The organism is Paenibacillus sp. LHD-38 (assembly GCF_031157315.1).
Taxonomy (GTDB): domain Bacteria; phylum Bacillota; class Bacilli; order Paenibacillales; family Paenibacillaceae; genus Pristimantibacillus.
Genome location: NZ_JAVIFU010000049.1, coordinates 35,819 through 47,026 on the forward strand (window position 1 = coordinate 35,819; position 11,208 = coordinate 47,026).

At 36.1% G+C, this 11,208-nt stretch carries 12 protein-coding genes and 1 riboswitch; all 12 genes read left to right on the plus strand.

Annotation, left to right across the window (positions count from 1 at the left end; translation table 11 throughout):
* Positions 1–97: 97 nt before the first annotated feature.
* The 12 genes from RCO25_RS28280 (at position 98) to RCO25_RS34955 (ending at position 10,964) form a co-directional block, all read left to right on the plus strand.
* Positions 98–1,213 (plus strand): glycosyltransferase family 1 protein, encoded by a 1,116-nt coding sequence (locus RCO25_RS28280; protein ID WP_308999435.1) that lies wholly within the window; start codon positions 98–100, stop codon positions 1,211–1,213.
* A complete protein-coding gene (gene wzy / locus RCO25_RS28285; protein ID WP_308999424.1) occupies positions 1,197–2,654 on the plus strand; it encodes an O-antigen polysaccharide polymerase Wzy in 1,458 nt (485 codons plus the stop codon). Before RCO25_RS28280 ends, wzy begins: the two co-directional genes overlap by 17 nt.
* Positions 2,655–2,771: 117 nt before the next feature.
* Complete coding sequence (locus RCO25_RS28290; RefSeq protein ID WP_308999436.1) at positions 2,772–3,683, plus strand: glycosyltransferase family 2 protein; 912 nt, start codon at positions 2,772–2,774, stop codon at positions 3,681–3,683.
* 75 nt (positions 3,684–3,758) lie between these two features.
* On the plus strand, positions 3,759–4,436 hold the full coding sequence (locus tag RCO25_RS28295) for a CatB-related O-acetyltransferase (protein WP_308999425.1): 678 nt from the start codon (positions 3,759–3,761) through the stop codon (positions 4,434–4,436).
* Positions 4,437–4,453: 17 nt separating this feature from the next.
* Complete coding sequence (locus tag RCO25_RS28300) at positions 4,454–5,965, plus strand: lipopolysaccharide biosynthesis protein (RefSeq protein ID WP_308999426.1); 1,512 nt, start codon at positions 4,454–4,456, stop codon at positions 5,963–5,965.
* A gap of 25 nt (positions 5,966–5,990) precedes the next feature.
* Positions 5,991–7,037, plus strand: coding sequence for a UDP-glucose 4-epimerase GalE (galE, locus tag RCO25_RS28305; protein WP_308999427.1), 1,047 nt, complete (start codon positions 5,991–5,993; stop codon positions 7,035–7,037).
* Positions 7,038–7,120: 83 nt separating this feature from the next.
* Positions 7,121–7,204: riboswitch (cyclic di-GMP riboswitch) on the plus strand.
* Between the two features lie 48 nt (positions 7,205–7,252).
* Positions 7,253–7,411 carry a hypothetical protein gene (locus RCO25_RS28310; protein WP_308999428.1) on the plus strand — a complete coding sequence of 53 codons (159 nt, stop codon included), beginning with the start codon at positions 7,253–7,255 and terminating at the stop codon, positions 7,409–7,411.
* Positions 7,412–7,550: 139 nt separating this feature from the next.
* Positions 7,551–8,285 carry a hypothetical protein gene (locus RCO25_RS28315; RefSeq protein WP_308999429.1) on the plus strand — a complete coding sequence of 245 codons (735 nt, stop codon included), beginning with the start codon at positions 7,551–7,553 and terminating at the stop codon, positions 8,283–8,285.
* Positions 8,286–8,312: 27 nt separating this feature from the next.
* Positions 8,313–9,230: a stalk domain-containing protein gene (locus RCO25_RS28320; protein WP_308999430.1), complete on the plus strand. Its 918-nt coding sequence runs from the start codon at positions 8,313–8,315 to the stop codon at positions 9,228–9,230.
* Between the two features lie 247 nt (positions 9,231–9,477).
* A complete protein-coding gene (locus RCO25_RS28325; RefSeq protein WP_308999431.1) occupies positions 9,478–10,425 on the plus strand; it encodes an alpha/beta fold hydrolase in 948 nt (315 codons plus the stop codon).
* A complete protein-coding gene (locus RCO25_RS28330) occupies positions 10,403–10,723 on the plus strand; it encodes a hypothetical protein (RefSeq protein WP_308999432.1) in 321 nt (106 codons plus the stop codon). Before RCO25_RS28325 ends, RCO25_RS28330 begins: the two co-directional genes overlap by 23 nt.
* A gap of 40 nt (positions 10,724–10,763) precedes the next feature.
* Complete coding sequence (locus tag RCO25_RS34955; protein WP_374992181.1) at positions 10,764–10,964, plus strand: aspartyl-phosphate phosphatase Spo0E family protein; 201 nt, start codon at positions 10,764–10,766, stop codon at positions 10,962–10,964.
* Positions 10,965–11,208: the final 244 nt, after the last annotated feature.

The following is an 11,208-nucleotide window of genomic DNA, read 5'->3' on the forward strand; positions in this document are numbered from 1 at the left end:
ATAAATTGAATGAGAGGTCGTAATGGTGCGGAATTTGTCTAGTGATAAAGTTAGTAATAACCGTCAAGACATAAGGATATTACATGTAGTTGATAGAATGAATCGTGGTGGTGCGGAGACCATGATAATGAACATATATCGTAATATTAATTACATGAGTTTCAATTTTGATTTTATTACTTTTACAGATAAAGAAAGTGATTACGATAAAGAAATACTAAAACTAGGTGGTCGAATTTTTTACGTAAAGCCATTTAGCTTACTAAACCCGTTGAGATTTATTGAAGATCTGAGGCAAGTTATTCAGAAGAATGGACCGTTTCATGCAGTACATGCACATACTCTATTTAATATCGGTTTAATAGCTTTAGCTGCAAGAAAGGAAAAAATAAAATTAAGAATAGCACATGCTCATAGTACTCGAGATACTTTAAATGATAACATAGTTAGAAAGATGTACCAGCGTATTATGAAACATTTAATAATCAGAAATGCAAATTCTTTAATAGCTTGTGGTAAAGAAGCAGGTGTATTTTTATTTGGGAAAGAGTTTGAACGTAAGGGTATGATTGTTCCAAATGCAGTAGATTTGGATAAATATCTTACTGTTTCTTCAGACGACATAACTAACTTAAAGAAGAAACTAGAAATTGGGGAAAATATATTTATCATTGGACAAGTAGGAACTTTAAATGAAATCAAGAATTATCATTACTCTATTTCAATCGCTCAGCGGCTGAAAAATATAGGTTTTGAATTTTGTATGATATTTGTTGGAGATGGTGATCTAAGGAAGAATTTGGAACTAGAAGTCGAAGAGAAGGGTTTAAGTTCATATGTTAGATTTGTTGGACTACGTAATGATGTACCCTTATTTTTAAATATATTTGATCTTTTTATTATGCCATCATTATATGAGGGTCTACCGCTTGCTCTTATTGAAGCACAGGCTACTGGTATTCCGTGTATAGTTTCTTCTAAAGTAACAAGTGAAGCTGATATTGGATTAGGCTTGGTGGAATTTGTTAATATTGATCAAAATCATGAAGAATGGGTGGAAAGAATTCTTGCCAAAAAAACAGATGGTTGTATTATTGATGTTAAAGACATAAAGAGTAAATTTAGAATTAATAAATATGATATTAAAAGTAATTCAGATTTATATCTAGATTTATATAAACTACGGAGGATTGAAATTGAAAGACTCTTATGAATATAAAAAGAAATTTTATGTATCCCAAAAACCATATGTAATATTTTGGTATATAGTGGTTATATTATTAATTGCGTTTGTTGGAAATACGCTATTAAAATCTAATGGAAACGCTGAAAAAAATCTCTTTTATTTGTGCTGGATCGGTAACTCGCTAATGGTATATTCAATCTATACTTGGAAAAGAATTAATGGAAATTTATTTTCATCATACATTTTTTTTCTGGTTTCTTTTTTTACCTTCACTTATGGACAAGCTTTTCTAAGATCGATAGGGATTATTCATGAACCATTCGATTTATATAGATTATATAGCACTGAAACACTTCTTCAAGCTCATTTATATACAATTCTTGGCCTATCATTTATGCACCTAGGTGCTTTATGTACTCAAAAAAATAAAATTAGGGTACAAGAGATTTTTGAAATACAAGATAAAAGCTTGAATAAATCTATAAAAGTAATAGCTTGGGGATTGTTTATTTTATCATCAATTATATACTTTTATAAAACCGGGCAAAATATGGTTCAATCACTGACCTATGGATATATGTCTCTATATAATTATAATAATAATGATTTTGGAAATAACATTTCTTTTATGAATAATGTTGTCTTGACAGTAAAATTGTTTTTTATTCCTGCAATATTTCTTCTAATTGTAGTATATAAAAAAAATAAAATTACAAGAAATTTGATGGTATTCATTTTAATAGCGGCGGTATTATTGAATTTTGCTGCAGGTGCACGATCTGATGCTGCAGCGTTGTTAGTTAGTTTTATGGTGCTTTGGCATGAACAGATTAAAATATTTAAAGGTAAAACAACGGTAGTAATATTAATTGGATCTATATTATTACTATGTGTATTCAACATCATTGGGGAGATAAGAGGCAATGAGGGGAGAACCATACATGATATATTTCAACAGTCTATAGAAATTATATCAAGTAGAAATCCCGTGATAGGCTCAATAGGTGAAATGGGAGGGTCAATGTTCCCGTTAATCGAAATGATGAAACTTGTTCCAAATAACTTTGATTTTAAATATGGAGAGACTTACCTAGCAGCATTATTAGCTATTTTTCCGAATTTTCTTACAGGTGGTATTATTGACCGAGTATCATTATCTAATTGGCTTATGTCTGTTCTAAACATGAATTATGGTCCAGGATTTTCCTTGCTTGCTGAGGCTTATTATAATTTTAGTTGGCTTGGAGTTATTTTTATGTTTTTGTTGGGGTTCCTTATTGCTAAAATATTGAATCCTTCGAAGGGGAGTTCTGATCAAATAGCATTAAGTAAGGTATTCGTAGCAGTAATGCTATACTTTTTAATAACCGCAAGTAGAAGTGATTCGCTTCTTCTAATTAGGTATGAAGTTTATTATGCACTCGTTCCTTATATATCAATTAACTTATTAAGGAAATATTTCCGTTGACATAATTATTTATAACATGATAATTTTCTGAGTGATGATTATAAGGGGAATTGTATTTATATAATTTATGATGTATTTATAGCAGTTATTAAATCTAAATAATCAAATTTCATGTTAATGTTACTATTTGTAAAGAAATGGGTGATTTTTTTGTGTCAAGTAACTGTCTTTACTCCTACTTATAATAGAGCCCATACATTAGTAGCATGTTATGAGAGCTTGTGTAGGCAGACATCGGTTGAGTTCATATGGATAATTGTCGATGATGGATCGATCGATGAAACAAGCACACTAATAAATATGTGGATATCGGAAGATATTATTAAGATAAAATACTATTGGCAACCTAATCAGGGGAAACATATAGCATTTAATACAGGAGTCTCTATGGCAGATGGAGAACTTTTTTTGTGTTTGGATTCTGATGATCTCCTTTTAGATAATGCAATTGAAGTTATTATCAAGAAATGGGGCAATAATAATAATCACTATGCAGGTATAATAGCTTGTAAGTCTAATATGAAAGGTTTAGTAGTTGGTAGTATGCTACCAGAAAAATTAAAGGTTAGCACAGTGTATGATCTTTATAATATATTTCGAGTGCAAGGTGACAAATTAATGATATTTAACGCCAACATTATCAAGAAATATCAATTTCCTGTTATTGAAGGCGAAAAATTCGTTACAGAAGCACTTATATATGACCAGATTGACAAAAACTATGAATGGCTTTTACTAAATGAAGTTTTATATCAATGTGAATACCTTTCTGATGGTTATACCGCTAACGATAAACAACTTTTATTAAGAAACCCAAAAGGATTTGCGATGTATTTCCGAAACCGTATGAAAATTGGCCATAGTTTTAAAACGCGATATTTATATGCAGTAAGATATGTGAATTGTGTTTTTATTTCCAAAAATAAATTTTATTTAAAAGATTCTCCAGCTAAATTATTAACTATGTTAGCAATACCAACAGCAATTGTATTATATTTTTACAAATACTCAAAATACAATACTGATTGAGTATATTATTTATATTTATTATGAAATGTATCAGTTTTAAGGGGCTGAATAGTAATTAAAACTATAAAATACTTAATGAAAAGATTGTATTTTTATCATAAATACAAGGCAGATATAAGAAGTCCATTTGCATCTATTAATGCAGTATTTGGTTTGAAGTCTTCTACAGGTCGTCACGCACATGTGGGTGCTGGAGTAATAATAGGTAATTATACTTACTTAAATGATGGCGGATGGGGTGTTATTGTAATTGAGAGTGGAACTAAAATTGGTAAATATTGCTCTATAGGACCGAATGTTTATATAGGTCTGGGTAACCATCCGCAACACCTTCTAACTACTCACCCCATTCTTTATGAAAAGTATTGGCAACGCAGTATAGGTTTAATGAATAATGAATCTACACCTTCAATAAATAAGCCGGGGGAGAATGTGGATATAAACATTGGAAACGATGTTTGGATTGGGGGGAATGTGACTATAAAAGACAAAATCACCATTGGGGACGGGGCGATAATAGCAGGAGGTTCAGTGGTTACGAAAAATGTACCGCCATACGCTATTGTGGGTGGTGTTCCTGCTAAAGTAATAAAATATAGATTTTCATCAGAAATAATTAATCAACTTATGAATATTAAACATAAATGGTGGGATTGGTCTTCTGAAGAATTAAGTTCTAATATTAAATTGCTATATGATATACAAAGTTATATTAATTATTGCAATAAATTAAAAGAAAACAATAATAAATAGTGTTAGTTGGTGGAATATTGAGGACAAAAAAAGCTATACTCAATCTTGCTTTTAGTATGGCATTACAATTTTTTACAGCTATTTCCGGATTTATACTACCGATTCTTTTTATTAATACTTATGGATCTACAATTAATGGTTTAGTCTCTTCAATAAAACAGATAATCTCATACCTTAATTTAGTCGAGGCGGGTGTTGCTGCAGCTGCTTCTCAAGCACTTTATAGCCCATTAGCCAATAAAGATACGCATCGCATAAATGGTATACTTTCAGCTACACGTCAGTTTTATATACGATCAGGTGGTTTATTTGCTCTGATGACTATTATACTTGCTTGTGTATATCCATTTATTATTGGTGATGATGTACCTAATTATTTGGTAGCTATTTTGGTAATAGTATTAGGTAGTAGTGGCGTGGCTGAATATTATTTAATTGGAAAATATAGAGTTTTGATTTCTGCAGATCAAAAAAGTTATGTGCTTTGCATAGTGCAAATTATTGGATTAATTTTAAATACTATTACAAGTATCATATTAATGCTTATGGGCTTTAGCGTTGTTACAGTTCTTATTGCTTCTTCATTAATATATATTCTTCGTGTTTTCTTATTAATTGCTTATGTGACTCGAAAGTATCCCAAGATTAATTTTAATACTAAACCAGATATACTAGCAATTGATAAAAGATGGGATGCTTTCATTCATCAGATTGTTAATATGATAGTGTTTAATTCTCCAATTATTATTCTTACTGTGTTTAGTACCTTAGCTGATGTTAGTGTTTATTCTATATATCTTATGGTATTCTCAATTATTACAGCTTTTGTTACTGCTTTTTCTAATGGTTTAATTGCGGGTTTTGGTGAGGTGCTAGCAACAAAAGAAACTAAAACAGTTTCTAATGGTTATAGATTATTTGAATATATTTATTATTCAGTAACTGTATGGATTTATATGGTAGCGTTTGGAATGATCTTACCGTTTATTAGACTATATACACAAGGAATAATGGATGCCGACTATGTACAACCATTGTTAGCGTATATGTTTGTATTAGTGTTTTTAATAAATAATTTACGAGTGCCAGCATTAACTATAATTTATGCTGCTGGCCATTTTAAAGAAACTAAATTTAGTGCTATTGTTGAAGCTGCAATAAGCATAATTATTTCGATTGTATGTGTGCAAATGTGGGGAATAGTCGGTGTACTTATAGGTTCGGCATGTGCAGCTATTTATAGGATTATTGATATAATTCTTTATGCTAATAAACATATACTTTATAGGCCCCCAGTTAAGTCACTAGTATATATTATGTTTAATCTGGTTATTGGAATATTAGGATATTTGCTGTTTGCATCCCTATTTTCTTTAAATTCAAATAATTGGTTTGAATGGATTATGGATTCATTTGTTTTATGTATTGGGTGCTTTATTTTAATTTTTATTGGAAATTTTCTTTTAGATCGTAGTTCATTTAAAGATATATTAAAAAGAATAAACTCAATTTTTAGGAAAGTAGATTAATTTCTAACCTAGGGGGAACACATTAATGGCGATACTAATAACAGGTGGAGCAGGATATATTGGAAGTCATACCTGTCTAGAGTTATTAAACATTGGCTATGAAGTAGTAGTGGTTGATAACTTGTCTAACAGCAATAAGGAATCGCTAGATCGAGTAGATAAGATTACTGGCAAACATATTCAATTTTATAACATCGATTTATTAGATAGAGAAAATCTTGAAGCAGTTTTTATGGAAAATAAGATTGATGCTGTTATTCATTTTGCCGGATTTAAGGCAGTTGGTGAATCAGTTGAATTGCCACTCAGTTATTATCAGAATAATATCACGGGGACTATTATTCTTTGTCAGGTTATGCAGAAATATAATGTGAAGAAAATGGTATTCAGCTCTTCGGCTACCGTATATTCTCCTACTACATCTGGGGCGATATCAGAGGACTCGCCTTTGGGGGCCACTAATCCATATGGACGTACAAAATTGATGATTGAAGAAATCCTGCGAGATTTATATGTTTCAGATAATAGTTGGAGTATATCACTCTTACGTTATTTTAACCCAGTGGGCTCACATATCAGTGGTCGAATTGGTGAGGATCCGAACGGCATACCAAATAATTTAACACCTTATATTACACAGGTAGCTGTAGGAAAGCTGAATCAACTTCGTATTTTTGGTGATGACTACCCAACGTCAGATGGCACAGGGGTTAGGGATTATATTCATGTGGTGGATCTAGCGAAGGGGCATTTAAAAGCCATAGATAAAGTGATGATAGTAACGGGTGTTGAAGCCTATAATTTAGGTACAGGTAAAGGATATAGTGTACTAGAGATGGTCCATGCATTTGAACAAACATCCGGGAAAAGCATTCCCTATATAATTGTAGATAGAAGACCTGGTGACGTTGCTGTATGTTATGCAGATTCCTCTAAGGCAAAAAGAGAACTAGGTTGGGTTGCAGAAAGAGGCATCGAAGAAATGTGTGCTGATGCTTGGCGTTGGCAATTAAATAATCCCAACGGTTATCATGATGTTGAGGATAAAGTTATAATTGGGCAAGGCAGTTAAGTATTGCTTGATGCTTTTAATAAGTCCTATACACCCGCCCCACATTCTGTTAATATACCCTTAACAAATCAACTACATAAACCGTACGATAAAGGCAAAACCATTGAAAAGTGGTGACGCAAAGCTATAGGGGCTCATCTTATGAAGACTGCCAGCCAGCTACCGAATATCGTGCCTCCCGTCGAGGTTTATGTGGAAAAATGGAGGTTCTTCCTATGTTCATGCGCACTCAGCTCTTACGTGAATGGCACCAGCTTTGTATTGTGTTTCACGAAATGCTTTGGGAAGGCTGCTTGGATGAAGAAAAACGAATGGAGATTTATTTGAAAATGGTTTATCACCAAAATAAACTAGCGAATGTCGCGCTCTCCTAAGCTATAAAGTGGAGTACAGCTTATAGATTTTAAATGGTATATGCTCAAGCTGACGCTGATCACCATCAAGCGTCAGCTTGTTTTTTTGAAAATAAGGGTAAGGAGAATCATAGCGGTTCATTGTATGAGTGATAGCCCTATGAAACCAAAAACAATGAATAAAACAAACAAAATTCGGTTTATTATTGCTGGTGCCATTGTGGTTATCGGAATAATCATCTATGGAAGCATGAGCCTTTATTCAAAGATAAACCAGGTGAACGAGTTAAATGGTCGATTAGAAGAAGCGGCTGAGGTTGATAACGCAGAGGGAACGCCAACGAAATCGGATCAGCCGAGCGAACAACCGGAACAAACGGCTAATGCTGAAGAGACATCAATACCCGAGTCAGAGCCAGTTCCATCAGCTCAGCCTGAGGATGCCCTCCAGCCTAGCCCAACCGCAACTTTGACACCAGTTCCTGCGTCTGATAACGTAGACAAGGGCCAGAAGCCAGGGGAAGAATCTACTACTTCGGAAGATAAGGCCCAGATGAAAAAGAAGATTGATGCTTCTGTTAATGCCAAGCTGCAGCAGCTTAAGTCCTCTTGTCAGGCAAGCAGCAACAGCTTAGTGAAGCAAATTGCGAATGAGCTAAGCAATGATAAAGAAGCGACGCTGGCGACGATTCAGAGTAAGTACCTGGACAAGGTTTTTTCTGCGGAGGCAGCTTGTGACGCGAAGTTTAATCAATTAATTAGCAATGCTCAGGGCGAATATCAGGCAGCGGAATTAAGCAATCAAGCCTTGCCCGATTGGAGCTCGCAATATGAGAGTGCAAAGGCTACGGCAAGAGCTGACGCACTCGCTGTTATTGCAAATTCTATCAACTAGCACGCCCTATTAGACTGAGGAGGCCCTATGAAAAAGTCACGTGTAATATCTATTTTTCTAGCCATTATGATGTTGTCATCCGTTCTTGCAACCGCTGCATCGGCTGCATCAACGAATATCAAAATAAAAACGCAGCCGATAAAGCTAACCTTTGACGGACAAGCGCTTAAGCTGCCTGATGGTCAATATTCGTTTATTTATGAAGGACGTACATATGTACCTATCCGTTATATCTCGTATGCGCTGCAAAAGTCAGTGAATTGGGATGGCGCGAAGGCTGCAATCTCCGAGCCGACGGAGAAAGAGCTTGCTGCGCTGAAGAAGCAGCTGCAATTAGCTGCTGCGGGCAGCCAGAAGCCGCAACCAAGTGTTGAAATTACAATGCAGCCTATAAAAGCTTCACTAGTATTTGACGGGAAGGTAGCAGCATTGCCAGCAGGCCAATCCATTTTTGGGTATAAAGGCTCCATTTATGTGCCGATTCGTTTCTTGTCGGAGTCGGTAGGAACACAAATCGGATATGATCCGGTTACAAAAATGGTTAGCGGTGAGTCTGCTGCTTATCGGGCGGAGCAAGGCGGCGGTGTTATCCCTTCGGGAACGGGTGGAGGAACTGGTAATGGCGGAGGTGCAGTGAAGCCTACCTATGAGCAAATTACGGCAAATGCAGAGGCCAAGCTCGCAGCGCTAAAAGCTAGCTGTCAGGCGACTTTAATGGATATCGGTCTGCAATACCTTGCAGCAAGTGCCGCAGATCAACCTAAGATTAAGGAAAAAGGTCTGCAAGAGGTTAACAACTGCTCTGCAAAGTTTGAGGTTATTATGTCAGAAACAACGACTTCGCTGACGACTAACGGCTACAAAACGGATATTATTGCTGAGTACCGGGCCGCGTTTAACAAAGAACTTGAAGCAGGAAGAGAGATTGCGGAGAGCATGTCTTAAGCTAACTGCCGATTCTTTGTTGAGTATAACAAAAGCTAAAGGTTTGAATAACGGCCAGCTGTGAGTCGTATAGACTGCATTGCTGGTCTTCTTTTATCTATCCAGACACAGTTTTAATAAAATTGTAAATAGATTGTAAAAAATTATATCATTTAGCTAGTAGACCCCTACCATAGAACTAAAATATACATTACACTATCATTACAAACTATCCTGAATCATACAGCAGTGACAATGTAGGGGGACTATGGGCATATTTAATTTGTTCTACCAATTCGATAGATGTACGTCTAACCCAAATGCGGAAGTCGTGGTACTCATACATGGATTAGGTCTGAATGCTCACACCTGGGAGCCGCTCGTCTTATTGCTTGTCGAACGGTATCATGTTTTGCGATATGATATGCGCGGACACGGCAAAAGCTTGAACGATGGCTCTGAATTAACGTGGGAGCTGCTGTGCAATGATCTCGACGACCTGTATCACGAATGCGATATTGAAAAAGCGCATATGATTGGTCATGGCTTAGGCGGCAGCTTAACTGTGAAATATGAATTAACACGCCCAGATCGGGTGGAGACAGTCGTTCTAATTTCAACGGTAGGGTTTTATCCCCCGGGGCTTGTTAAGCGCTCCTTAAGCCTACGACAGGGCTACGCGGGGAATGGCGGGGCAGCGGAGCTTGGTGAGCAAATGACTCGTCTAGTCACTTGCCTGTCTCTGGACAGTGAGGAAGCAGGATGGATTAAAGAGGCTTATCGGCAATGTGATATGAAGGTTTACTTTCATTTAGCGTCACTCTTCGCAACCGCGAGTCCATTGGATGATTTATCTGCAATAACAAAACCTTGCATGGTTATAGGTGGAGAGAAAGATACTCTCTATCCATCCTATATGTCAGAAATAACAGCTGCGTTTATTCCGAATGCTCGCTCAGTTACTGTTTTAAACGCGGCTAGTATGGTTTATATAGATAACCCCATCTACACGGCTCGAAAGATTATGGATTTCTATGCTAATCCGTTAAGCGGCAGGGAGACTGTTCATGCAGGAAATCCGCAGCTTGGAATTATGAACAGCGACATTGTTGAGTTGTTCAGCCAAGTGAACGCGGAGATTCCAAGCAAAGCAGCTCAACGGATAGAGGTTAGGCTTATCGGACTGCGACATTATGGATTGGATGCTGCTGCTTGAAGAGGCCCGTAATGAAAATGACGAAGAAACGAAAATCAGACTCATTAAAGAAGTGCTTAGTTATACAGTAGAAGGACTGTTGCCGGGCTTGTACGATGATTGGGCGCTGCAGGAACGTAGCCGGCTGGAATACCTGCTTTTGGAGCTCGCGCAATTACTGACAGATAGCTATAGGCGTAATGGTGAATATTTGGCCGCTAACCAACTGGTACGTAGGTTTGAACATATGTTTGGCGAGGCCTTACTCACAAATAACGAGAATAATGGGCTTCCTCAGAGAGGAGTAGATCATCATTAATAGAGATATTTTTCAACAAAAAATCAAGCTAGAGCAAACAATAGAGTTGTTGCGGCGGGAAATGGTTGATAAGCTATTAATGAGCCAATCCTACCAATCTGATGAGGTGTTAGGGGCCAGTCAAGCGCTGGATCGAATTCTCAATTGCTATGACTGCGTGCGGTATGAAAGAGAATGCGGGAACAAAGCGAATTGTGCATATACGGCCTATGTTGAAAGCTCCGAACTTTATCAACGCTAAAATCCGTCTATTTAAAAACACGCTTCCGTTTATTATTTTTGATTTTGTACCAATAGTGACCATTCTCATCCTTGAATATTCGTATACCGAGTATCTTTAATGGTGTTGATAGCTCGGTAAACATTACATGACTTATGCAGTTCGTTCCATTTAAATGGGAAAGATATAGAGTTGGAAAATTGTTGTAATAATCGCTGATAAACGCTTGACTTTTATGAATCACCAGAATAATCACGAGGAATAC

Excerpts from the sequence above, each read along its gene's own strand:
- RCO25_RS28280 (WP_308999435.1), top strand. The coding sequence starts at position 98 with ATGAATCGTGGTGGTGCGGAGACCATGATAATGAACATATATCGTAAT.
- RCO25_RS28290 (WP_308999436.1), top strand. The coding sequence starts at position 2,772 with ATGTTACTATTTGTAAAGAAATGGGTGATTTTTTTGTGTCAAGTAACT.
- RCO25_RS28295 (WP_308999425.1), top strand. The coding sequence starts at position 3,759 with ATGAAAAGATTGTATTTTTATCATAAATACAAGGCAGATATAAGAAGT.
- galE (WP_308999427.1), top strand. The coding sequence starts at position 5,991 with ATGGCGATACTAATAACAGGTGGAGCAGGATATATTGGAAGTCATACC.
- RCO25_RS28310 (WP_308999428.1), top strand. The coding sequence starts at position 7,253 with ATGTTCATGCGCACTCAGCTCTTACGTGAATGGCACCAGCTTTGTATT.
- RCO25_RS28315 (WP_308999429.1), top strand. The coding sequence starts at position 7,551 with ATGAAACCAAAAACAATGAATAAAACAAACAAAATTCGGTTTATTATT.
- RCO25_RS28320 (WP_308999430.1), top strand. The coding sequence starts at position 8,313 with ATGAAAAAGTCACGTGTAATATCTATTTTTCTAGCCATTATGATGTTG.
- RCO25_RS28325 (WP_308999431.1), top strand. The coding sequence starts at position 9,478 with ATGGGCATATTTAATTTGTTCTACCAATTCGATAGATGTACGTCTAAC.
- RCO25_RS28330 (WP_308999432.1), top strand. The coding sequence starts at position 10,403 with ATGGATTGGATGCTGCTGCTTGAAGAGGCCCGTAATGAAAATGACGAA.